General features: G+C 63.1%; 19 protein-coding genes. 17 read left to right on the forward strand and 2 right to left on the reverse strand.

The window, feature by feature from the left end:
- Positions 1 to 35 precede the first annotated feature (35 nt).
- Positions 36 to 1,169 carry an aminomethyl transferase family protein gene (locus AC1DZU_RS09270; protein WP_477283863.1) on the reverse strand — a complete coding sequence of 378 codons (1,134 nt, stop codon included), beginning with the start codon at positions 1,167 to 1,169 and terminating at the stop codon, positions 36 to 38.
- A gap of 286 nt (positions 1,170 to 1,455) precedes the next feature.
- On the opposite strand from AC1DZU_RS09270, the gene AC1DZU_RS09275 reads away from it, so the two are divergent.
- The 17 genes from AC1DZU_RS09275 to AC1DZU_RS09355 all read left to right on the forward strand — a co-directional run bounded on the left by AC1DZU_RS09275 (position 1,456) and on the right by AC1DZU_RS09355 (position 19,482).
- Positions 1,456 to 1,743, forward strand: a complete 288-nt coding sequence (locus AC1DZU_RS09275; RefSeq protein ID WP_095088227.1) for a hypothetical protein — start codon at positions 1,456 to 1,458, stop codon at positions 1,741 to 1,743.
- A 13-nt stretch (positions 1,744 to 1,756) separates the two neighbouring features.
- The gene (locus tag AC1DZU_RS09280) at positions 1,757 to 2,134 is read left to right on the forward strand and encodes a hypothetical protein (protein ID WP_095088224.1); all 378 of its coding nucleotides are present in this window, start codon (positions 1,757 to 1,759) and stop codon (positions 2,132 to 2,134) included.
- A gap of 32 nt (positions 2,135 to 2,166) precedes the next feature.
- A complete protein-coding gene (locus AC1DZU_RS09285; RefSeq protein ID WP_095088222.1) occupies positions 2,167 to 2,328 on the forward strand; it encodes a hypothetical protein in 162 nt (53 codons plus the stop codon).
- 14 nt (positions 2,329 to 2,342) lie between these two features.
- Positions 2,343 to 3,737 (forward strand): APC family permease, encoded by a 1,395-nt coding sequence (locus AC1DZU_RS09290; protein ID WP_477283866.1) that lies wholly within the window; start codon positions 2,343 to 2,345, stop codon positions 3,735 to 3,737.
- Between the two features lie 45 nt (positions 3,738 to 3,782).
- Positions 3,783 to 4,472: a hypothetical protein gene (locus AC1DZU_RS09295; protein WP_477283868.1), complete on the forward strand. Its 690-nt coding sequence runs from the start codon at positions 3,783 to 3,785 to the stop codon at positions 4,470 to 4,472.
- Positions 4,469 to 4,798 (forward strand): hypothetical protein, encoded by a 330-nt coding sequence (locus AC1DZU_RS09300; RefSeq protein WP_477283870.1) that lies wholly within the window; start codon positions 4,469 to 4,471, stop codon positions 4,796 to 4,798. Before AC1DZU_RS09295 ends, AC1DZU_RS09300 begins: the two co-directional genes overlap by 4 nt.
- An 85-nt stretch (positions 4,799 to 4,883) precedes the next feature.
- Positions 4,884 to 5,780 (forward strand): class II glutamine amidotransferase, encoded by an 897-nt coding sequence (locus AC1DZU_RS09305; RefSeq protein ID WP_477283872.1) that lies wholly within the window; start codon positions 4,884 to 4,886, stop codon positions 5,778 to 5,780.
- Between the two features lie 4 nt (positions 5,781 to 5,784).
- Positions 5,785 to 6,516, forward strand: a complete 732-nt coding sequence (locus AC1DZU_RS09310) for a GltB/FmdC/FwdC-like GXGXG domain-containing protein (protein ID WP_477283874.1) — start codon at positions 5,785 to 5,787, stop codon at positions 6,514 to 6,516.
- A 6-nt stretch (positions 6,517 to 6,522) separates the two neighbouring features.
- Complete coding sequence (locus tag AC1DZU_RS09315; RefSeq protein WP_111546931.1) at positions 6,523 to 7,851, forward strand: FMN-binding glutamate synthase family protein; 1,329 nt, start codon at positions 6,523 to 6,525, stop codon at positions 7,849 to 7,851.
- A gap of 64 nt (positions 7,852 to 7,915) precedes the next feature.
- Positions 7,916 to 9,223, forward strand: coding sequence for a type III glutamate--ammonia ligase (gene glnT, locus AC1DZU_RS09320; RefSeq protein WP_477283876.1), 1,308 nt, complete (start codon positions 7,916 to 7,918; stop codon positions 9,221 to 9,223).
- Positions 9,224 to 9,258: 35 nt separating this feature from the next.
- Positions 9,259 to 10,512: a sarcosine oxidase subunit beta family protein gene (locus AC1DZU_RS09325; RefSeq protein ID WP_477283878.1), complete on the forward strand. Its 1,254-nt coding sequence runs from the start codon at positions 9,259 to 9,261 to the stop codon at positions 10,510 to 10,512.
- Positions 10,513 to 10,528: 16 nt separating this feature from the next.
- On the forward strand, positions 10,529 to 10,804 hold the full coding sequence (locus tag AC1DZU_RS09330; protein ID WP_477283880.1) for a sarcosine oxidase subunit delta: 276 nt from the start codon (positions 10,529 to 10,531) through the stop codon (positions 10,802 to 10,804).
- Positions 10,804 to 13,785 carry a sarcosine oxidase subunit alpha gene (locus tag AC1DZU_RS09335; protein ID WP_477283882.1) on the forward strand — a complete coding sequence of 994 codons (2,982 nt, stop codon included), beginning with the start codon at positions 10,804 to 10,806 and terminating at the stop codon, positions 13,783 to 13,785. Before AC1DZU_RS09330 ends, AC1DZU_RS09335 begins: the two co-directional genes overlap by 1 nt.
- Positions 13,778 to 14,407: a sarcosine oxidase subunit gamma gene (locus AC1DZU_RS09340; protein ID WP_477283884.1), complete on the forward strand. Its 630-nt coding sequence runs from the start codon at positions 13,778 to 13,780 to the stop codon at positions 14,405 to 14,407. Before AC1DZU_RS09335 ends, AC1DZU_RS09340 begins: the two co-directional genes overlap by 8 nt.
- Positions 14,408 to 14,536: 129 nt before the next feature.
- Positions 14,537 to 16,906: a DUF1989 domain-containing protein gene (locus tag AC1DZU_RS09345; protein WP_477283886.1), complete on the forward strand. Its 2,370-nt coding sequence runs from the start codon at positions 14,537 to 14,539 to the stop codon at positions 16,904 to 16,906.
- 179 nt (positions 16,907 to 17,085) lie between these two features.
- Entirely contained in the window at positions 17,086 to 17,415 is a 330-nt protein-coding gene (locus AC1DZU_RS09350) for a hypothetical protein (protein WP_477283888.1), read from the forward strand.
- Positions 17,416 to 17,772: 357 nt separating this feature from the next.
- On the forward strand, positions 17,773 to 19,482 hold the full coding sequence (locus AC1DZU_RS09355; protein WP_477283890.1) for an APC family permease: 1,710 nt from the start codon (positions 17,773 to 17,775) through the stop codon (positions 19,480 to 19,482).
- A 66-nt stretch (positions 19,483 to 19,548) separates the two neighbouring features.
- Here AC1DZU_RS09355 and AC1DZU_RS09360 read toward each other — a convergent pair whose 3' ends face one another.
- Entirely contained in the window at positions 19,549 to 22,692 is a 3,144-nt protein-coding gene (locus AC1DZU_RS09360) for an efflux RND transporter permease subunit (protein ID WP_477283892.1), read from the reverse strand.
- Between the last annotated feature and the right edge of the window lie 28 nt (positions 22,693 to 22,720).

A 22,720-nucleotide genomic window follows, 5' to 3' on the forward strand; every position in this document is an offset into this window, starting at 1 on the left:
CTTCGTTCCTCGAACCCCTCGCTGTTGACTATGCCTCAACCTTTGGCCGTGCGCTTGGTCTTCTTGGGATCGTCGAAGGGGAGCGGCTGCGCCGTCGCCTTGATCGAACCGCTTTTGTTGCGGATCTCGAGCTTGGTGTCCTTGACCGCGCAGTCGACGTCGAGCCGAGCGATGCCCATCGATTTCTTGACCAGCGGCGAATACATCGCGCAGGTCACCACGCCGACCTTCTTGCCGTCGCGATAGACCGGCGCGCCCTCGTCGGCCGGCTCCTTGCCGTCGAGCAGAACGCCATAAATCTTGAAGCGTTCCTTGCCCTTGAGGCGGTAATGCTCCTCGGCGCCACGGAAGCCAGTCTTGCCGGGGCTGACGGTGAAGTCGAGGCCGAGCTCCCACAGCGTGTCGCCGGGACCTTCGTTGTCGAACGGGTATTTCTGCGAATTGTCGTAGGGATAGAACAAGAGGTAGCTCTCGACGCGCAGCATATCGAGCGTGGTGAAGCGGCACGGAATGATGCCGGCACTCTTGCCCTCGTCGAGAATCCTGTCCCAGATCGTGCCGGCATCCTGGCCACGGCAGAAGATCTCGTAGCCGCGCTCGCCGGTGTAGCCGGTGCGTGAAATCATCACCGGAAAGCCGAACAGCTGCGTCTGCATGTGATGGAAATAGTTGAGATCGCGAATAGCAGGCACATGCTTGGCCAGATAGTCGACGGCGGTCGGCCCCTGTAGCGACAGATCATGCAGATTGTCATCGAAGCGCAAGGAGACGTCGCGGCCGACGGAAGCGCGCTGCAACTCCTCATGGCCGGTGCCAGAGCCATGCACGACCATCCAGGAATTCGGTCCGGTGCGGTAGAGGATGCAGTCGTCGGTGAACTTTCCCGCCTCGTTCAGCATGCAGGCATAGGCCGACTTGCCGGGATAGATCTTCTCGCCGTCACGCGTGGTGGCCAAATCGATCAGGTGCGAGGCGTGCGGCCCGGTGATATGGACCTTCTTGAGGCCAGAAACATCCATCAGCCCGGCCTTGGTGCGGATGGCGACGTACTCTTCGTCGGCGTCCTTGTCGTAGGTCCAGGCAGTCCCCATGCCGCTCCAGTCTTCGAGCTTCGAACCAAGGGCGCGATGGCGATCCGCCAGGGTTGAAAATCTCCAGGATGCCGTCATCCGCTCGTCCTCCGTTTCGAAAAATCGTTTGTGTTCCCTGCCCCCTGCGCAGTGGCGGGGGCTTTGGCCGAATATTGACCGCAAACATTCGGGCGCCGCAATACCCATAAGCAATTAATTTCATTGTCAGGCAAAATCCGTCGCACGCAGCAAACGGTTAACCCAACGTAAAATCGGCTTGACAATTGCTGAAATCGGACGGAATTTATGAAAAAAATTTCACTCTCTTGAAAGAGGGCGGCGCGCGGTGGATTCGGAACCGGGCGTCGGAAAAAGGGGAAAACCGATGTCAGACATGCAGCAGCGCATTGAAGCGCTGTACCGTTCCGACGTGCGCGGATCCGTGCTCCTGATCGTCTGCCTGTGGGCGACGATCCTCTTCGTCCTCCTCATGACGTGGCCATACATCCCCGATAGCGGCATCAAGGTCGTCGTCGCGATCGCGGCGGCCGCCGTGCTGATCTTCAACACGGCCGCCATCCTGGCGATGGTCAAGCACTACAAGGAAGACAAGGACTTCATCTACGGGCTCGACATCAAGAACGCCGACGCGTTCCGCAACCGCAAGTCCTGAAGGGGTAGAAGATATGTCGCGCTACAAACCGCCGGAGCAGAGCAAGGCCGGACAGATTTTCGATATCGTCGTCGTTGTCGTCGCCATCTTCGTCGCCCTGTGGCTGCCGCTGAAACTCGGGCTGGCGGGTGCGGCCAAATCGATCGATGCACTCGATACCAAGACCTGGGAGGCGCTCGGCCAGAACGCGACCATGGCCTCGATCTGGGAGAAGCTCGGCTACACGCCCGAGACCGCGCACGACATCATCCGGAACCGCTTCCACTATGTCATCGACTGGCCAACGCTGATCATCATGGCCGCGGTGCTTATCGGTTATTTCGTCTTCCTGTTCCGCGCCTCCGACCGCGAATATCGCGAAGTCATCAACGAAAAGTTCGACGACAAGTAAAAACTTTCCACGAACAATCGGGGGACACGATCATGTGGATGGCACTCTCCTACGCATGCTGGGGCATCTCGATCGTGCTTGCCCTGTGGATGCTCTACGACTGGTTCAAGGTCGACACGACCTTCTCAGAAGAGGTGCTGACCTCGTCGCGCGAAGGCGAATTGGAAGCCGTTTCCGAAAAACACCGGATCTGAGTGGGGATTGAACAATGACGATCACACTTGAACCGGTAATCCACGGGGACAGGGTCTCACTGCTGCGCGTGCTCGGCCCGGCCCATGTCTGGGCGCTCGGAGTCGGCATCGTGCTGGTCGGCGAATTCACCGGCTGGAATTTTGCCGCCGACAAGGGCGGCGCACTCGCCGCGCTAATCGTCTGCTGGCTCGTCGGATTGCTCTACACCTCGGTCGCGATGATCGATTCCGAGGTGACATCGACCGTCGCCGCCGCCGGCGGCCAGTATGCGCAGGCAAAGCACATTGTCGGGCCGCTGATGGCCTTCAATGTCGCGCTGTTCCTGGTCTTTGCCTATACCATGCTCGAAGTGTCCGACGCGATCCTGCTCGGCGACACCATCGTCGCCAAGGCGGGGGTCGAAGGGCTCACCCACAATTCCTTCATCGCCGCCACCATCGTGGTGCTGGCATGGCTGAACTATCGCGGCGTGCTGATGACGCTGAACGTCAACTTCGTCATCACCGCAATCGCCTACATCTCGATCGTCATCCTGTTTTTCTCGGTCAGCCCGTGGACGCAGGGCGCAGTGCTGAAGCTCAACGAACTGGTCACACCCGACAACGCCCTGCCCTATGGCTGGATCGGTGTCATTGCCGCCTTCCAGTTCGGCATCTGGTACTATCTCGGCATCGAGGGCACCACGCAGGCAGCCGAGGAAGTGCGCTCGCCCGCCCGCTCGCTGCCCTACGGCACGATGGCCGGCATGATCACGCTTTTGATCGCCGCCGCCATGACCTGGTATGTCTGCGCCTCGATGATGCCTTGGGAATATCTGGGAATCACCTACTACCCGCTGTGGGATGCCGGCAAGCTGACCGGCAGCCCGTTGCTCGAGAACCTGTTGTTCATCGCGACGCTGCTTGCCGCACTGGCCTCCGCCAATGGCTGCATCAACGACGCGGCGCGCGCCTGGTTCTCGCTCGGCCGCGACCGCTATCTGCCGACATGGTTCTCGGCCGTGCATCCGAAATATCGCACGCCCTATCGCTCGATCCTGTTCCTGTTGCCGATCGCGCTGGCCTTCGCCTTCATCGCCGACCTCAACCAGGCGATCACCTTCTCGATCCTGTCGGGCGTGCTGCAATACACGTTCATGAGCATCAACATCATCATGTTCAGGAAGAAGTGGCCGCTCGGCTCGATCCGCCGCGGCTACACGCATCCGTTCCATCCGCTGCCGGCTATCGTGCTGTTCTGCCTGTGCGTGGTGACCTTCTTCGCCATTTTCCTCGGCTTCGGCTCGCAGCTGATCGCCATGGTCGCCTTCTACTTCCTGATCTCGCTATGGTTTCATTTCTACCGCTACAAATTCGTGCGGCGCGGCGATCAGTTCACCATGCCGTGGCCGAAGCCGCAGGGTTATTGATGGGAGTAGGCCCGTCCGGATCCTGGACGGGCCTGGCATGACAAAATGTCCGAGGTGACGTCAGCACTCTTTGCCGGGGCAATTGTCCTGGCCCTCGTCCTTCATCTTGCCTGGCTGGCGCGCGCCAGCCGCAACAGGGCGTCAGTGGCGCTCGCCATCGACCATGCCAGCGTTCGTACCGTCATTGCCGACGCTGCCGATGTTTCGGATGGCACCGCCGGTGTCATCACATGGGAAGGTTCCTGGAAGGGCCGACACGTCCAGGTGCGCACGATCGTCGACACGCTGGCAACACGAAAACTTCCGGCGCGCTGGCTGAGCGTCTCGATCACCGAGCCCGTGTCGGTGCCCGGCACTTTCGACATGATGATCCGGCCGGGCTCGCCGACGACCTTCTCCAATTTCGATCATCTCGACCATACGCTGCCGAAGGCTCCAGGATTTCCAGCCGAGGCCGTGTTGCGCACTGATCGCAGGGGCGCGCGGTTTCCCCAAAATATCATCGCCAGCCATATCGAGATCTTCTCCGAAGGGCGCGCCAAGGAACTGCTGATCACGCCCAAGGGCATACGCATCGTCTGGCTGCTGGCCGAGGCCGAGCGGGCGCGCTACGGCGTCTTCCGGCAAGCCGAATTTGGGGATGCCACGCTCGACCCATCGCTGATTGAAAAGCTGCTGGTGTCGGTGTCGGCACTTCGCGACGCCATCAACAAAAGCGAACGGCAGGCCGCATGACCAGTTCCGTCACTGTACCCGCCCCTCCCAACCCGTATCTGGTGCTGGGCGCGGCAATCGTGCTGCCGGCGAGCGGACATGTCATTCTGGGCGTGCCGGTGCGCGGCCTGCAATTTCTTTTCTTCATGGTGATCCTGGCATGGGTCACCGCCAAGATCGCACCGCCGGACGCCAGCTTCGTCGGCCGTCATGCCGGCGGCTTCCTGATTTATGCGTTGTCGATCCTCGACGCCTACAGGATAGCCCGCATCCGCACCGCCAAATGGGTTCACAATGCCAGGCGAGCCAACGACGGTGCGCAGAGCGGCGTTGAGACGCATACGTAACTGGAGGAAAATTTTTTTCATACGATTGAATTCGGGAGACTCATTCGGTACATCATCTCAGAGCTGCAAACATCGGGAGGCTGACATGTGTGGAATTGTCGGACTGTTTTTGAAGGACAAGTCGCTGGAACCCCAGCTTGGCTCGATGCTGTCGCAGATGCTGATCTCGCTCAGCGATCGGGGTCCGGACAGCGCCGGCATCGCCATCTATGGCGCGCCTTCCAGGAATGAGGCCAAGATCACCATCCAGTCGGCCAAGCCGGAACGCGATTTCCGCGGCCTCGAGGCCGAACTCGCCAAGGCCATCGGCACGCCGGTGACAATCTCCGTGAAATCGACCCATGCTGTCGTCAGGACCGCGCCCGCCAAGATCGACGAAGCGCGCGAGGCGATCCAGACGCTGCGCCCCGACATCCGCATCATGGGTGCCGGCGACGTTGTAGAGATCTACAAGGAGGTCGGCCTGCCGGAGGCGGTCGTCGATCGCTTCGATGTCCGCAGCATGACCGGCACGCATGGCATCGGCCATACCCGCATGGCGACGGAATCGGCGGTGACGACGATGGGCGCGCATCCGTTCTCGACCGGGGCCGACCAGTGCCTCGTGCACAATGGTTCGCTGTCCAACCACAACAATGTCCGCCGCGAACTGATCCGCGAAGGCATGACCTTCGAGACCGAGAACGACACCGAGGTCGCGGCCGCCTATCTCTCCTCGCAGATGGCGCACGGCAAGAATCTCGGCGAAGCGCTGGAGGGCACGCTCTCCGACCTCGACGGCTTCTTCACCTTCGTCGTCGGCACCAAGAACGGCTTTGGCGTGGTGCGCGATCCGATCGCCTGCAAGCCCGCCGTGATGGCCGAGACCGACCAGTATGTCGCCTTCGGCTCGGAGTATCGTGCGCTGACCAAACTGCCCGGCATAGACAATGCGAGGGTCTGGGAACCCGAGCCCGCAACTGTCTATTTCTGGGAGCATTGAGTTCATGCCGGCAACCAAACTTTCAAAGACGGCGGCGCACGACCACGCTTCCCGGGTCTTCGACCTCGACCAGATGTCGTTGCGCGAGCTCAACCAGGCGCTGCATAATCTGGCGCCCGGCTCGAATGAAACGGCGTGGGAAGTGCTGAACCCGAAAGGCAACCATTCGGTCGCCGTCGGCGTCGATCAGCCTGTTACCATCGATGTGCGCGGCAGCGTCGGCTATTATTGCGGCGGCATGAATTCTGGCAGCGCCATCACCGTGCATGGCTCGGCCGGGCCCGGCGTCGGCGAGAACATGATGTCGGGTTCGATCACCGTCAAGGGCGATGCCAGCCAGTATGCCGGCGCCACCGGCAAGGGTGGCCTGCTGGTCATCGAAGGCAATGCCTCGTCGCGTTGCGGCATTTCGATGAAGGGCATCGACATCGTCGTGCACGGCAATATCGGCCACATGTCGGCCTTCATGGCGCAGTCTGGCAATCTGGTGGTGCTGGGCGATGCCGGCGACGCGCTGGGCGATTCCATCTACGAGGCGCGGCTGTTCGTGCGCGGCAAGGTCGACAGCCTCGGCGCCGACTGCATCGCCAAGGAGATGCGGGCCGAACACTTGGAGTTGCTGCAAGGCCTGCTCGACCGCGCCGGCGTCACCGGCGTCAAGGCGGCAGAGTTCAAGCGCTACGGTTCGGCGCGCACGCTCTACAATTTCAATATCGACAACGCCGACGCGTATTGAGGCAGCATGACCTACAGGAACCCGCCGACGACGCCGCGCAAATCCGCGACCTTCGACGACTACACGCTTTCTGAAATCCGCCGCGCCGCGGCGACCGGCATCTACGATATCCGTGGCGCCGGCGCCAAGCGCAAGCTGCCGCATTTCGATGACCTGCTGTTCCTCGGCGCTTCGATCTCGCGCTATCCGCTCGAAGGCTATCGCGAGCGCTGCGACACCAGCGTCGTGCTGGGCTCGCGCCACGCCAAGAAGCCGATCGAACTGAAGATCCCGATCACCATCGCCGGCATGAGCTTCGGCTCGCTGTCCGGTCCCGCCAAGGAAGCGCTCGGGCGTGGCGCGACCCTGTCGGGCACCTCGACCACGACCGGAGACGGCGGCATGACCGAGGAAGAGCGCGGCCATTCGAAGACGCTGGTCTACCAATACCTGCCGTCGCGCTACGGCATGAACCTGCGCGACCTGCGCCGCGCCGATGCGATCGAGGTCGTCGTCGGCCAGGGCGCCAAGCCCGGCGGCGGCGGCATGCTGCTTGGCCAGAAGATTTCCGACCGCGTCGCCGAAATGCGCACGCTGCCGAAAGGCATCGACCAGCGCTCGGCCTCGCGCCATCCCGACTGGACCGGACCCGACGATCTCGAGATCAAGATCCTCGAACTGCGCGAAATCACCGACTGGGAAAAGCCGATCTACGTCAAGGTCGGCGGCGCCCGCCCCTATTACGATACGGCGCTTGCCGTGAAAGCCGGCGCCGATGTCGTCGTCGTCGACGGCATGCAGGGCGGTACGGCGGCCACGCAGGAAGTGTTCATCGAAAATGTCGGCCAGCCGACGCTTGCCTGCATCAGGCCGGCGGTGCAGGCACTGCAGGATCTCGGCATGCACCGCAAGGTGCAGCTGATCGTCTCCGGCGGCATCCGCAACGGCGCCGATGTCGCCAAGGCGCTGGCGCTGGGCGTCGATGCGGTCTCGATCGGCACGGCTGCCCTTGTCGCGCTCGGCGACAACGATCCACGCTGGGAGGCCGAGTATAACGAGCTCGGCACCACGGCGGGCGCCTATGACGACTGGCACGAGGGCCGCGACCCGGCCGGCATCACCACGCAGGACCCGGAACTGATGAAGCGCGTCGACCCGGTTGCTGCAGGGCGCCGGCTGGCGAACTACCTCAAGGTGATGACGCTCGAAGCTCAGACGATCGCCCGCGCCTGCGGCAAGAACAGCCTGCACAATCTCGAACCCGAGGACCTCGTCGCGCTGACGATCGAGGCAGCCGCGATGGCAGGCGTGCCGTTGGCCGGCACCAACTGGATACCGGGGAAGAACGGCTTCTGATCAACGAAGGGCCGAAGCCCACACGCTCTGGGGCCACCAATCGACAAAAAAATGGGGAACTTCCGTGACAACTGATCTTGCAGAATTCGCAAGGGCGAAAAACGTCAAATATTTCATGATTTCCTACACCGACCTGTTCGGTGGCCAGCGTGCCAAGCTGGTGCCGGCGCAGGCCATCGCCGACATGCAGAAGGACGGCGCCGGCTTTGCCGGGTTCGCCACATGGCTCGATCTGACGCCGGCCCATCCCGACATGCTGGCGGTGCCGGATCCGGATTCGGTGATCCAGCTGCCGTGGAAGCCGGAAGTTGCCTGGGTCGCCGCCAATTGCATCATGGACGACAAGGAGGTCGACCAGGCGCCGCGCAACACGCTGAAGCGACTGATCGCCGAGGCGGCCAGCGACGGCATGCACGTCAAGACCGGCGTCGAGGCCGAGTTCTTCCTGATCTCGCCGGACGGCAAGACGATTTCCGACGAATACGACACCGCGTCGAAGCCCTGCTACGACCAGCAAGCAGTGATGCGCCGCTACGATGTCATCGCCGAGATCTGCGACCACATGCTGGCGCTCGGCTGGGGCGCCTACCAGAACGACCATGAGGATGCCAACGGCCAGTTCGAGATGAACTGGGCCTTCGACGATGCGCTCGCCACCGCCGACAAGCATTCCTTCTTCAAATTCATGGTCAAGTCGATCGCGGAAAAGCATGGCCTGCGCGCGACATTCATGCCGAAACCCTTCCAGGGCCTGACCGGCAATGGCTGCCACGCGCATATCTCGGTGTGGGACAAGGCCGGCAAGACCAACGTTTTCGCCGACAATGCGATGGAACTCGGCCTGTCAGCCAAGGGCAAGAATTTCCTCGGCGGCATCATGAAGCATGCCTCCGCGCTTGCCGCGATCACCAACCCGACGGTCAATTCCTACAAGCGCATCAACGCACCGCGCACCATTTCGGGCGCGACCTGGGCGCCGAACACTGTAACCTGGACCGGCAACAACCGCACCCACATGGTGCGCGTGCCCGGGCCCGGCCGCTTCGAACTGCGCCTGCCCGACGGCGCGGCTAACCCCTATCTCCTGCAGGCTGTCATCATCGCCGCCGGCCTCGACGGCATCCGCTCGAAGGCCGACCCAGGCAAGCGCTATGACATCGACATGTACCAGCACGGCCATACCGTGAAGGGCGCGCCGAAGCTGCCGCTCAACCTGCTCGACGCGCTGCGCGAGTTCGACAAGGACAAATCGCTGAAGGCGGCGCTGGGTGAGGAATTCTCGTCGGCCTACCTAAAGCTGAAGCACCAGGAATGGAATTCCTATGCTTCGCACTTCACGCAATGGGAGCGCGACCACACGCTGGATATCTAACTCTCAGCGAATGCGAGCGACCTCGGAATGAACTGATGAAATACTCGATCTTCTCGCTCGCCCGCGCCGCCCTGTCCGGCCACAAGAACTGGCAGCGCACCTGGCGCGACGCCACGCCGAAGGATCGCTACGACGTGGTGATCATCGGCGGCGGCGGCCATGGCCTGGCCACCGCATGGTTTCTCGCCAGCGAGTACGGCATCAGGAATGTCGCCGTGCTGGAAAAAGGCTGGATCGGCTCCGGCAATGCCGGCCGCAACACCACCATCATCCGCTCCAATTACGGCCTGCCCGGCAACACCGGCTTCTACGAATTGTCGATGAAGCTGTGGGAGCGAATGGAGCAGGACCTCAACTACAACACGATGGTCAGCCAGCGCGGCGTCATCAACCTCTACCATTCCGACGCGCAGCGCGACGCCTATGCGCGGCGCGGCAACACCATGCGCATCAACGGCATCGATGCCGAACTGCTCGACCTCGCCGCGGTCAAGAAGATGATTCCGTTCCTGAACTTCGACAATGCGCGCTTTCCCGTGCAGGGCGGGCTCTTGCAGCGGCGTGGCGGTACGGCGCGCCACGATGCCGTGGTCTGGGGCTATGCCCATGCGGCGAGCGCGCTCGGCGTCGACATCATCCAGAACTGCGAGGTGACCGGCTTTAGCCGCGACGCCAACGGCAAGGTGACCGGCGTCGAGACCTCGCGCGGCAAGATCGGTGCCGGCAAGGTCGGCATGGCGGTCGCCGGCAGTTCGTCGCGGGTCGCGGCGATGGCGGGGCTACGCCTCCCGATCGAAAGCCATGTGCTGCAGGCCTTCGTCTCCGAAGCGATCAAGCCGCTGATCCCCGGTGTCATGACCTTCGGTGCCGGCCATTTCTACGTCAGCCAGTCGGACAAGGGCGGGCTGGTCTTCGGCGGCGACATCGACGGCTACAATTCCTACGCCCAGCGCGGCAACATGCCTGTGATGGAGGACGTCTGCGAGGGCGGCATGGCGCTGATGCCGATGATCGGCCGCGTGCGCCTGCTGCGCCAGTGGGGCGGCATCATGGACATGTCGATGGACGGCTCGCCGATCATCGACAAGACGCCCGTCGACGGGCTCTACCTCAACGCCGGCTGGTGCTACGGCGGCTTCAAGGCGACGCCGGGATCAGGCTTTGTCTTTGCCCATCTGCTGGCCCGCGATCAATCGCACGAAGAGGCCGCACGGTTCCGCCTCGACCGCTTCCGGACTGGCGCGATGATCGACGAAAAGGGCCAGGGCGCCCAACCGAACCTGCACTGAGGACGGACAGGAAACCATGCGCATTGTCTGTCCCTTCTGCGGCGAACGCGAACTCGGCGAGTTCACCTATCTGGGCGACGCCAAGCCGGTGCGGCCGGCGGCCGGCGCTTCGGAAGACGAGGTCTTCGACTATGTCTATCTGCGCGACAATGTCGCCGGCGAAACCAGCGAATACTGGTACCATGGCGGGGGTTGCCGAGCCTGGCTGAAGGTCGTCCGCAACACGCTGACGCACGAGATTTCTTCTATTGAGCCGGCGGCCGGCGCCGGTGCCGCGAAAGTTGGTGCGTGATGGCCGGCGGGCAGACCAACAGGCTGGACAGTGGCGGCCTGATCGACCGCTCCGCGCCGCTGAATTTTCGTTTCGACGGCAAGACGTTCTCCGGCTTCCAGGGCGACACGCTCGCCTCGGCGCTGATCGCCAATGGCGTCAAGCTTGTCGGCCGCTCGTTCAAATACCATCGCCCGCGCGGCATCCTCACCGCTGGCTCGGAAGAGCCCAACGCGCTGGTCGAATTGCGCACCGGTGCGCGGCGCGAACCGAACACCAAGGCGACCACGGCCGAGCTCTATGAAGGGCTAGAGGCCGCCAGCCAGAACCGCTGGCCATCGCTGCGCCACGATGTGATGTCGGTCAACCAGCTGTTCGCGCCGATCTTCGTCGCCGGGTTCTACTACAAGACCTTCATGTGGCCGGCGAAATTCTGGGAAGCGATCTACGAACCGGCGATCCGCCGTGCCGCCGGACTCGGCCGCGCTGCGGGCGTTGCCGATCCCGACCATTACGACAAAGCGTGGGCGCATTGCGATGTGCTGATCGCCGGCTCGGGCCCGGCCGGACTGGCCGCGGCCTTGGCCGCGGGACGTTCGGGTGCCCGTGTCATCCTGTGCGAGGAGGATTTTTCGCCGGGCGGGCGTCTTTTGTCGGATGGCGGCACGATCGATGGCCTGCCGGCAGCCGAATGGCTTTCCCGGACGCTGGCCGAACTCAGTTCACTGCCAGACGTCCGCATCATGACCCGCACGACGCTGTTCGGGGTCTATGACGGCGGCACCTATGGCGCAATCGAGCGGGTCAACGACCACCTGCCCTCGCCGCCGGAGCACCAGGTGCGGCAGCGGCTGTGGCGGATCGTGGCAAGGCGCTGCGTCGTCGCGGCCGGCGCCATCGAACGGCCGATCGTCTTTGCCGGCAACGACACGCCCGGCGTGATGATGGCCTCCGCCATGCGGACCTATGTCGCGCGCTATGCTGCGACACCGGCAAGGCGCATCGCGCTGTTCACCAACAATGAGGATGGCTGGCGCACGGTCGAGACAGCACTCCGTGCCGGATTGCAGATCGCGGCGGTCATCGACGCGCGGCCCGATGTGTCGCCTGCGCATCGTTCGCTGGCGTCCAATGGTGGCTTTCCCGTGCTGCACGGTTCCGTCAGCGGCGTCGACGGCGGCAAGGACGGCGTCAAAAAGATCGCGGTGTCACTGACCAGTGGCGCGCGCGCCGAGGTCGAGGCCGACGGGCTTGCCGTCTCCGGCGGCTGGAATCCGGCTGTCGGGCTGACCTCCTACCATCGCGGCCGGCCGAAATGGCTAGATAACATCGCCGCCTTCGTGCCGGATGGCGCGCCTCCCGGAATGGTGGCCGTGGGCGCCGCCAATGGCGCCTTCGGGCTCGGCGCCTGTCTGGCCGATGGCTTTGCCGCGGGTGGCGCAGCCGCGCATGACACCGGGAACAGCGGCAAGGCCGGCGCGGCTCCTGTCGCCGACGACGAGGCGTTCTCGCTCACGCCGCTCTGGCATGTCGCCGGCAAGGGCAAGGCCTTTGTCGATTACCAGCACGACGTCACCGCCTCCGACATCGAACTCGCCCAGCGCGAAGGCTTTGAATCGGTCGAGCATCTGAAGCGTTACACGACGCTCGGCATGGCCACCGACCAGGGCAAGACCTCGAACGTCGCCGGCCTCGCCATCATGGCCGCGGTCAGCGGCCGGTCCATTCCCGATACCGGCACGACGATCTACCGTCCTCCTTACGTGCCCGTCGCCATCGGCGCCTTTGCCGGCCATCACCGCGACGAGACGTTCCATGCGACGCGGCTGACGCCGTCGCATCACTGGGCCGCCGAACAGGGCGCTGTTTTCGTCGACACGGGCCTGTGGAAGCGCGCGCAGTGGTATCCGCGCGCCGGCGAGAAGGACTGGCTGGAATCGGTGACCCGTGAGGTCAAAGCGGTGCGCGGCGGCGTCGGCTTCTGCGATGTCTCGACGCTCGGCAAGATCGACGTGCACGGCGCGGATGCCGGCGCCTTCCTCGACCGCGTCTATATCAACACCTTCTCCAATCTCGCCGTCGGCAAGGCCCGCTACGGATTGATGCTGCGCGAGGACGGCATGGTCTATGACGACGGCACCACGTCGCGGCTGGCCGAGGATCATTATTTCCTGACCACCACGACGGCCAAGGCCGGACTGGTGATGCAGCATCTCGAATTCTGCCGGCAGGTGCTGTTTCCCGAACTCGACGTGCAACTGACTTCGGTCTCGGACCAGTGGGCACAGTTCTCGATCGCCGGGCCGAAGACCCGTGACCTGCTCAAGGAGATTGTCGATCCGGCGGAAGACCTTTCCAATGAAGGTTTCCCGTTCATGGGCGCGCGCGAAGTCCGCTTGCGCGGCGGCATCAAGGCGCGGCTGTTCCGCATCTCGTTCTCTGGCGAGATGGCGTTCGAGATTTCGGTGCCGGCACGCTTCGGCGATGCCATGGCGCGCAATCTGATGCTGGCCGGCGCGCCATTCGGCGTGACGCCTTACGGCACCGAGGCGCTCGGCGTCATGCGGGTTGAAAAGGGTCACATCGCCGGACCGGAACTGAGCGGCACGACGACGGCGGCAGATCTTGGTCTCGGCAAGATGATGTCGACCAAGAAGGATTTCATTGGCCGCGTCATGGCCGGGCGCGAGGCGCTGGTCGCGCCGGACCGTCAGGTCGTGGTCGGCATCAAGCCGGTCGACAAGGCGCGCAGGCTGCGCTCCGGCGCGCATATCATTCCGAAGGGGCAGACACCTGGCCCGGGCAACGACCAGGGCTATGTCACCTCGGTCTGCTTCTCGCCGACATCAGACCAATGGATCGGGCTCGGCCTGGTCGAGCGCGGCCGCGAACGCATCGGCGAGATCGTCCATGCGCACGATCCGCTGCGCGGTGAGGACTATGACGTCGAACTGTGCAATCCCGTCTTCTACGATCCGGATGGAGGGCGCCAGCGTGGCTGAGTTTTCCTGGGTTTCCCGCAGTCCGCTCGAGCATGCGCTTGCCCCAGGCGCGCATGGCGCACGCGGCGTCGAAGCCGGCGTCTCGCTGACGGAAGTCCGCAATTTCGACCTGATCCAGGTGATGGCGCGGCGTGGCAAAGCGGCCGAACTGGCCAACGCCGCCAAAGGCCGTTTCGGCGTGGCGGCTCCCGATTCGCCCAAGGCGGTCCAGACCTCGGACGCCATGCTGATCTGGTCCGGGCCGGATCAGTTCTTCGTCCTGTCGAAGGGCGGCAAGCACACGATGGACACGCTGGCGCCGGCATTGTCGGCCCCTGCCTCGCTGTCCGACCAGTCGCATGCGCGCGCCCTGGTCAGCATTTCCGGGGCCAAGGCCCGCACCATGCTGGCCAAGCTGTCGTCGATCGATCTGCACGCTTCGGCATTCCCGATTGGCGCGGCCGCCGCAACCTCGGTGGATCACACCAGCGTCACGCTGTGGCGCGCTGGCGATAGGCCGGATGGGCAGGCCGTGTTCAACCTGCTGGTGTTTGCGACCTTCGCCGGAAGCCTGTGGCACACTATGCTCGACGCGGCGGCTGAGTACGGCGTGACGATCGCGCATTCGGAGGAGTTGGCGTAGCGCGGAACAGACAGGAAGGGCCACCTTCGCTTGCCAAATCCGGCCTTGCTGCCTATTCTTGCTGCTAAAATAATTTCACGTACAGGCAAACTTGTTTCTCGAACCGATGTCTCGAAACGCAAGGCTGAGATGAGCCCGTCGCCCTACCCTGCCGTCGCTGCCGGACCACCACGGCCGAGCCTCATCCTGAGGCCCGGCCAGATCGCGCTGCCGCCGGGCATGGAGCGCCATACCATCCAGGGCAACGGCGCCGTTCTCATCGAAGTCGAAGCCGGCGATACCCTGACGGTTCGCAATGTCGAGGGCGGCCAAGCCTGCGAATTGCTGGCGTGGGACAAGGGCGGCGCGACCGACCCCGGCATTTTTGGCGAAACATCGAACAGCAATGCTGCCGGCATCAAGGCGCTTTTGGCCGAGGGTGACGACAGTCTTGGCGCGTTGCGGCGCGGGCTTGCACGGCGGCAGGTGCAGTTGGATCAGGCCAAGGCAGTGCGTGTTTTCGGCGGCGCTACGCCGGCCGGCACCGAGCAGGGTTTCAATATCGTGCGCGACGGCGCGATGGTCATCGCCGCGCCCGGCGGGCCGATGCTGGTCGATGGCCACGACACGGCGACGCCGCTCACTGTCATCGTCCGGCGCGCCACGGTCCGCCCAGCGGCGAAGTCGCAATTGGCCGACCCGCTCGCCGATCCGGTGCTCGACCTGCGCGTCCACTCGGCGACGGCGGAATCCTACTTCGTCAAAGCCGGCGACTATCTGCAGATCATCGATGTCGACGGGCGCCAATGCACCGATTTCCAGTGCTTTTCGGCGCGCAAGCTGGACAAGGGTCGCGACCATCCGCTCGACGTGACGACGACCCGCACACTGATGGGCGCGAGCTATCCGATGCCCGGCCTGCATTCGAAATACTATGACCAGGACATGGAGCCGCTGGTCGAGGTGGTGCAGGACACATGCGGCCGGCACGACGCCTTCGCGCTCGCCTGCGCGGCCAAATATTACGACGACATCGGCTATCCCGGCCACACCAATTGCTCGGAGAATTTCAATCGAGCGCTGTCGGACAAGGGCGTCACGCCACGTGCCGGCTGGATGGCGATCAACTTCTTCTTCAACACGGCGATCGACGCGCATGGCGTCATGGTGTCGGACGAGCCATGGTCGCGGCCGGGCGACTATGTGTTGCTCAGGGCGCTGACCGACATCGTCTGCGTTTCCTCGGCCTGTCCCGACGACACGACGCCCGCCAATGGCTGGAACCTGACCGACATCCATGTGCGAACCTATTCCGGCCAGCACAAATTCTCGCGAGCGATCGCCAGACGCATGACGCCTGATTCGGAACCGAAAATGACCCGCGAGACATCCTTTCATTCGAGCTTTGCCAACCACACCCGCAACTTCGTCGAGTACAGGGGCTATTGGCTGGCCAACTCTTTCGCCAAAGAGGGGCCGATAGCTGAATACTGGGCCTGCCGGCAGGATGCCGTGATCATGGACTTGTCGCCGCTGCGCAAGTTCGAGGTCACCGGGCCGGATTCGGAGGCGCTGCTGCAATACACGCTGACGCGCGACGTCAAGAAGCTTGGCGTCGGCCAGGTCGTGTATTCCGCCATGTGCTATGAGCATGGCGGCATGATCGATGATGGCACGCTTCTGCGGCTCGGCAAGGACAATTTCCGCTGGGTCGGCGGCGACGATCTGTCCGGCGAATGGTTGCGCGAAACGGCGAAAAAGCTCGGCCTCAACGTGCTGGTGCGTTCCTCTACCGACCAGATGCACAATGTCGCCGTGCAAGGGCCGAAGAGCCGCGACGTCCTGAGGGAGGTGATTTGGACCTCACCGCTGCAGCCCTCGATCGAGGAGCTCGAATGGTTCCGTTTCGCCGTCGCCCGTATCGGTGGCGGCAACGGCATCCCGGTCGTCGTCTCGCGCACCGGCTACACCGGCGAACTCGGCTACGAGATCTGGTGCCATCCGCGCGACGCCGAGAAAGTGTTCGACGCCATCTGGGAGGCCGGCCAGCCGCACGGGCTGAAGCCGATGGGGCTGCAGGCGCTCGACATGGTGCGCATCGAGGCCGGACTGATCTTTGCCGGTTACGAGTTTTCGGACCAGACCGACCCGTTCGAGGCCGGCATCGGCTTCACCGTGCCGCTGAAGACCAAGACTGACGACTTCATCGGCCGCGAGGCGCTGATCCGGCGCAAGGAAAACCCGCAGACAAAACTGGTCGGCCTCGACATCGACGCCAATGTCGATGTCGGCCATGGCGATTTCGTGCATTTCGGCCGCGCCCAGATTGGAGTGGTCACGTCAGGCATGCGCTCGCCGGTGCTGAACAAGACCATCGCGCTGGCGAGGCTCGACGTCACCCATGCCGCGATCGGTACCGAGGTCGAGATCGGCAAGCTCGACGGCCATGCCAAGCGGCTGCCGGCGCGGGTCGTCGCCTTTGCCCATTATGATCCGCAGAAGACTAAACCGCGGTCGTGACTGCGGTTCACTCGCAAGACATTGAAAGCTGCGCCGGGCAGTCTTGGCGATCGCCGTGGTTGGGGGTTGTGGGTCAGTTGAAGGAAGCCGAGGAGCCAATGGTGCGCGGCCCTTACAAAAGGCGTCTTGGAGAATAGCGCGGCATTGGACATTTTGTTTCGTCGTGCTAATTCAGTTAGATGTTTTTTCTGATCTTGTCTTTTGTAGCAGTCGCCATCCCGTACGGCCTTGAACGACTCTATTTTGCGAGAAAATTTTGGTTCTTTGCAGTTCTATTCTGGCTGTTTATCTTTCAATCTAGCGTTTTGTTCGCCAGTGAAATCATCCTCGAAAATCACCTAAGCCAATCGTTGCCCAATTGGGTTACAACACTCGGCTTTGCGATTGGAGCATTCGCCTACATGACGATTGGCATGACGTCTTTCGCTGCCGTCGTAGCCACATTGGGATTCGGGACAGTGATCGCAGCCCGCTGGTTCTTGAGAAAGCTAGGGGAAAATTCAAACTGAGACACTTCCGGCCAGGCATTTCGATCGACAAATGCCGGCAGTTATGCTATTGATGTAGGTATGGTGCTGGTTTGCGCCGCGACCCGCCTCAGGCGGGTTTTTTCATTTCAGGCCTCTGGTCCTTTCGAACAATTCCTCCCCACGCAGCAGTGCGAAGCTGAGATGTTTCGCAAGCGTGATGTGCATGGTTTCACAAAACGCTTGACGTGAAAGCGCGCCGGATCAATCTTCACTGCTAAGAAAAAAATGCGACTGAGTGGAAACACCGGCAGCCGCCCAACGCATGCGTCGATGACGAAGCCTCGCGAAGTCGCGGCCGTCACGGACGGGGAACATCAAAAAGGGGAACCCAAACACATGAGCACGATAAGCACTACGCTGGAGCCGCTTGCCGAGAGCAAGCTGCACCGGAATATCGACTGGCGCGGCGCCTTCTGGGTGGCCAGCGGCGTCCCTGCCCTCGTCCTGTTTTCGATCGGCGGCATTGCCGGCACGACCGGCACGCTGGCCTTCGCGATCTGGATCGCCTCCATGATCATGGGCTTCCTGCAATCCTTCACCTATGCCGAGATCGCCGGCCTGTTTCCGAACAAGTCGGGCGGCGCCTCGATCTATGGCGCCACTGCCTGGCTGCGCTATTCCAAGTTCATCGCGCCGCTGTCGGTGTGGTGCAACTGGTTCGCCTGGTCGCCGGTGCTGTCGCTCGGCTGCTCGATCGCCGCCGCCTATATTCTCAACGCGCTGGCGCCGGTGCCGCTGTTCACCGAAACCTCGCCCGATGTCGTCGCCTATATCGCGGCCCATGCCGGCACGAGCGCCGCCGATGCGATCACGGCGGTGACCGCTGCGGCGACGCCGGCGATCCGCAACTGGACGCTCTACAGCCACACGCTGGGCCCGGTCTCCTTCACCTTCAATGCGACCTTCTTCATCGGCGCGGTGCTGATGCTGATCATCTTCTCGATCCAGCATCGCGGCATTCTGGGCACCGCCAATGTGCAGAAATATATCGGCCTGCTGGTCATCATCCCGATGCTGATCGTCGGCGTCGTGCCGATTTTCACCGGCCAGATCAACTGGGCGAATTTTTCGCCGCTGGTGCCGCTGGCCGCCGCCTACGCGCCGGAGCCCGGCGCCTGGAATATCGCCGGCTGGACGCTGGTGCTTGGCGGCATGTTCATCGCCGCCTGGTCGACCTACGGTTTCGAGACCGCCGTCTGCTACACGTCCGAATTCAAGAACCCCGGCACCGACACGTTCAAGGCCATCTTCTATTCCGGCCTGCTCTGCATGCTGCTGTTCATCCTGGTGCCGTTCACCTTCCAGGGCGTTCTCGGCTTGAACGGTATGCTAGCCACCCCGATCGTCGACGGTTCCGGTGTCGCCGATGCGCTGGCCGGCATGGTCGGCGGAGGAGCGCTGATCCACAGCCTGCTGGTGATGCTGATGATCCTGGCACTGGTGCTGTGCATAATGACGGCGATGGCGGGTTCTTCTCGCACGCTCTACCAGGGCTCGGTCGATGGCTGGCTGCCGCGCTATCTCAGCCACGTCAACGAACATGGCGCACCGACGCGGGCGATGTGGACCGACCTTTGCTTCAACCTGATCGTGCTGGCCATCGCCTCGGCCGACGCGACCAGCTTCTTCTTCATCCTCGCCGTGTCGAACTGCGGCTACATCATCTTCAACTTCCTCAACCTCAACGCCGGCTGGATCCATCGCATCGACAACGGCCATATCGCGCGGCCATGGAAAGCGCCGAGCTGGCTGCTCGGGGTCGGCGCCATCTTCGCCTATGTCAACGCGATCTTCATGGGCGCCGGTGCCAAGGTCTGGAACCCGATGGCGCTGTGGGCCGGACTGATCACCGCGGCCCTGATCATCCCAGTGTTCTGCTTCCGCCACTACATCCAGGACGGCGGCAAGTTTCCCGACCATATGCTGGCCGACCTCGGCATGAGCTCGTCCGATCTGGCGGTCAAGAAGGCGGGCATGTTGCCCTACCTGACGCTGGTCGCCGGCGTCGCGGTGATGCTGCTCGCCAACTGGTACTTCGTCATCTGACCTCGTAAATGAAAAGGATCGGGCGCGCTTCGGCGCGCCCGATCCTTTTTGGCTGGCGCAATCGATCTATTCGGCAGCCAGCGCCAGTTGCGGCTTTTCAGCTTGGCTCAGCTCCAGCTCGTCCGTCTGCTCAGCGGCCTCGTGCCTCTTGGGCTCGCGGCCGAAGAACAGGGCGTAGCCCGCCGGGAGCACCAGGATGGTCAGCACGGTGGCAACGAGAATGCCGCCCATCATGGCGTAGGCGAGCGGCCCCCAGAACACGGCGCGCGAGATCGGGATCAGCGCCAGCACCGCCGTCAAGGCGGTCAGCGTGATCGGCCGGAAACGGCGCACGGCCGAGCCGATGATCGCTTCGGATCGCTCCATGCCCGCCGCTATGTCCTGGTCGATCTGGTCGACCAGGATGATCGAGTTGCGCATGATGATGCCGAGCAGCGCGATGACGCCGAGGATGGCGACGAAGCCGAACGGCGCACCGCTGATCAAAAGGGCCGCGGCAGCACCGATGATGCCGAGCGGGCCGGTCGCCAGCACCAGCATCGCCTTGCCGAAATTCTGCAGCTGGATCATCAGGAGCACGACGATGATGGCCAGCATGATCGGCGCCTTGGCGGCGATCGAAGCCTGGCTTTCGGCCGAATCCTCGGCACCGCCCTGGATCTCGATCTTGTAGCCAGGTGCCAGCCCATCGCGCAGACCCTGCATGTCCTTGTACAACTTGGTGACGACGTCGTTGGACTGCACGCCGTCGGGCAGCGTTGCCCGCACGCTGATCGTCGGCAAGCGGTCACGCCGCCATTCGATGCCTTGCTCCAGCACCGGAACCACCTTGGCGACCTGCGACAGTGGCACGAAGCCGCCGAAATCGGTCGGGATATAGACGGAGTCGACCGAAGACAGCAGGCTGCGGCTGGCATCCGGCTCGCGGGCGACGATGGACACCGTCTCCTCGCCGTCGCGGAAGTCGTCGAGCGCCGCACCGGACATGGTCGCCTGCAGCATCTGGCGGATGCGCTGCGAGGTGACGCCGAGTGCACGGGCGCGATCCTGGTCGATGACCAGCTTCATCGCCGGCACCGGTTCGAGCCAATCGTCATGGACGGCGCCAAGCAGCGGATCCTCACGGAACTTCGCCTTCACCTGGTCGGCGATGCGGCGCACCTCCTGGCGGTCCGGGCCCATGACACGCATCTGAACCGGCCAGCCGGTCGGCGGGCCGAGGAACAGGCGGTCGACCTTGGCGCGGATGGACGGGAAGTCCTCGGCCAGGACGGTGCGCAGCTTGACGATCAGCCTTTCGCGGGCCGGCTCGTCATTGGCCATCACCAGAAGCTGGGCGAAGTTCGGATTGCTCAGCTGCTGGTCGAGCGGCAGGAAGAAACGCGGCGCGCCTTCGCCGATGTAGGTGGCGATGAAACGCTTGTCCTTGTCGTCCATCATCTTGGCTTCAAGCGCCTTGGCCTGCACCTCGACTTCCTTGATGCTGGTGCCCTCCGGCAGCCAGAGATCGACGAGGATTTCCGGCCGCGACGATTGCGGGAAGAAGTTCTGCGGGATGAACTGGAACGCCCACAGGCTGGTGCCGAAGGTCACCAGGGTCATGACAAGCACGATGATGCGGTGGCGCACGGCCCAGCCGACGGTCGAGCGCAGCCGGCGATAAAAGCGCGTGTCGAAGACATCATGGTGGCTGCCGGCATGCTTGCGCTGCTTGAGGATCATGTAGCCGAGCCACGGCGTGAAATAGACCGCGACGAACCACGAGACGATCAACGCGATGCCGACGACATAAAACAGCGTGCGCACATATTCGCCGGCCGTCGAGGCGGCGAAACCGACTGGGATGAAGCCGGCGGTGGTGATCAGCGTGCCGGTCAGCATCGGGAAGGCGGTCGAGGAATAGGCGAAGCTCGCCGCCTCGATCTTGACCAGCCCCTCTTCCAGCTTGCGCTCCATCATCTCGACGACGATCATCGCGTCGTCGACGAGTAGGCCGAGCGCGATGATCAGCGCGCCGAGCGAGATGCGCTGCAGGTCGATGCCGAGCTCGTACATGATGGCGAAAGTGGCGGCCAGCACCAGCGGAATGGCGATGGCGATGACCAGGCCGGAACGCCAGCCGATCGACAGGAACGAGACGACGAGCACGATCAGCAGCGCTTCGCCGAGCGCATGCATGAATTCGGCGACCGCATCGGTGACGACGCCGGGCTGGTCGGAAATCTGGTCGACCGAAACGCCATAGGGCAGCGCCTCTTCGAAGCGCTTGTAGGTCGCCTCGACCTCCTTGCCGACATCTGTGACCTTGAAGCCCTTGGCCATGACGACGCCAAGCTGCACGCTGTCATGACCGTTGAAGCGGTATTTGCGCTGGAACGGATCTTCCAGCCCCGACGTCACCGTGGCGATGTCGCCGAGCCGGGTGACCTGGCCGCCGGCGCGCAGGCGCAGGTTACGGATATCCTCGACCTTGCTGACGTCGCCCTCGACCGAAATGCGCACCGAGTTGGTGCCGGTGTCGACGGAGCCGGCCGGGTCGACATTGTTCTGTCCCTTGATCGCGTTCTGCAGATCGGTCAGCGTCAGGCCGCGTTCGGCGAGCGCCTTGGACGAGACGTCGATGTAGAGCTTTTCTGGCTGGTCGCCAATGATGACGGCCTTCTCGACGCCAGGCGCGGTCAAAAGCATGTCGCGCGCCTGGATGGCGAACTTCTTCAGCTCTGGATAGCTGAAGCCGTCGCCGCTGATCGAATGCAGCGTGATGAAGGTGTCGCCGAATTCATCGTTGAAATAGGGGCCGAGCAGGCCTTGCGGCAGGTCGCCAGCGATATCGCCGACCTTCTTGCGCACCTGATAGAAGGCGTCCGCCACCTCGGCGGCGTTGGTGTCGCCCTTGATCTGGACCGTGATGATGGCGCTGCCGGCGCGGGTGAACGAGCGCACGAAATCGAGGTGCGGCGTTTCTTGCAGCTTGCGTTCGATCTTGTTGACGACCTGGTCTTCCATCTCCTTGATCGAGGAGCCCGGCCAGATCGCCTGGACGACCATCACCCGGAAGGTGAAATCGGGATCTTCCTTCTGGCCCATGCGCATCAGGCCGAGCGCGCCGGCAATGATGATCAGGCCGAACAGGAACCGGGCAATGGAGGGATGGCCGATTGCCCAGCGCGACAGGTTGAAGGGCCGCTTCTCGTCCGTGGAATTGGTCATCGATGCAGGTCCATCTATTTAGCGCAAC

The sequence above is a fragment of the Mesorhizobium sp. P2_A12 genome (genome assembly GCF_056405075.1).

Excerpts from the sequence above, each read along its gene's own strand:
- AC1DZU_RS09290 (WP_477283866.1), top strand. The coding sequence starts at position 2,343 with ATGACGATCACACTTGAACCGGTAATCCACGGGGACAGGGTCTCACTG.
- AC1DZU_RS09270 (WP_477283863.1), bottom strand. The coding sequence starts at position 1,169 with ATGACGGCATCCTGGAGATTTTCAACCCTGGCGGATCGCCATCGCGCC.
- AC1DZU_RS09315 (WP_111546931.1), top strand. The coding sequence starts at position 6,523 with ATGACCTACAGGAACCCGCCGACGACGCCGCGCAAATCCGCGACCTTC.
- AC1DZU_RS09295 (WP_477283868.1), top strand. The coding sequence starts at position 3,783 with ATGTCCGAGGTGACGTCAGCACTCTTTGCCGGGGCAATTGTCCTGGCC.
- AC1DZU_RS09285 (WP_095088222.1), top strand. The coding sequence starts at position 2,167 with ATGTGGATGGCACTCTCCTACGCATGCTGGGGCATCTCGATCGTGCTT.
- AC1DZU_RS09335 (WP_477283882.1), top strand. The coding sequence starts at position 10,804 with ATGGCCGGCGGGCAGACCAACAGGCTGGACAGTGGCGGCCTGATCGAC.
- AC1DZU_RS09275 (WP_095088227.1), top strand. The coding sequence starts at position 1,456 with ATGTCAGACATGCAGCAGCGCATTGAAGCGCTGTACCGTTCCGACGTG.
- AC1DZU_RS09300 (WP_477283870.1), top strand. The coding sequence starts at position 4,469 with ATGACCAGTTCCGTCACTGTACCCGCCCCTCCCAACCCGTATCTGGTG.
- AC1DZU_RS09360 (WP_477283892.1), bottom strand. The coding sequence starts at position 22,692 with ATGACCAATTCCACGGACGAGAAGCGGCCCTTCAACCTGTCGCGCTGG.
- AC1DZU_RS09350 (WP_477283888.1), top strand. The coding sequence starts at position 17,086 with ATGTTTTTTCTGATCTTGTCTTTTGTAGCAGTCGCCATCCCGTACGGC.
- AC1DZU_RS09355 (WP_477283890.1), top strand. The coding sequence starts at position 17,773 with ATGAGCACGATAAGCACTACGCTGGAGCCGCTTGCCGAGAGCAAGCTG.
- AC1DZU_RS09345 (WP_477283886.1), top strand. The coding sequence starts at position 14,537 with ATGAGCCCGTCGCCCTACCCTGCCGTCGCTGCCGGACCACCACGGCCG.
- AC1DZU_RS09330 (WP_477283880.1), top strand. The coding sequence starts at position 10,529 with ATGCGCATTGTCTGTCCCTTCTGCGGCGAACGCGAACTCGGCGAGTTC.
- AC1DZU_RS09280 (WP_095088224.1), top strand. The coding sequence starts at position 1,757 with ATGTCGCGCTACAAACCGCCGGAGCAGAGCAAGGCCGGACAGATTTTC.
- AC1DZU_RS09305 (WP_477283872.1), top strand. The coding sequence starts at position 4,884 with ATGTGTGGAATTGTCGGACTGTTTTTGAAGGACAAGTCGCTGGAACCC.
- AC1DZU_RS09310 (WP_477283874.1), top strand. The coding sequence starts at position 5,785 with ATGCCGGCAACCAAACTTTCAAAGACGGCGGCGCACGACCACGCTTCC.
- AC1DZU_RS09325 (WP_477283878.1), top strand. The coding sequence starts at position 9,259 with ATGAAATACTCGATCTTCTCGCTCGCCCGCGCCGCCCTGTCCGGCCAC.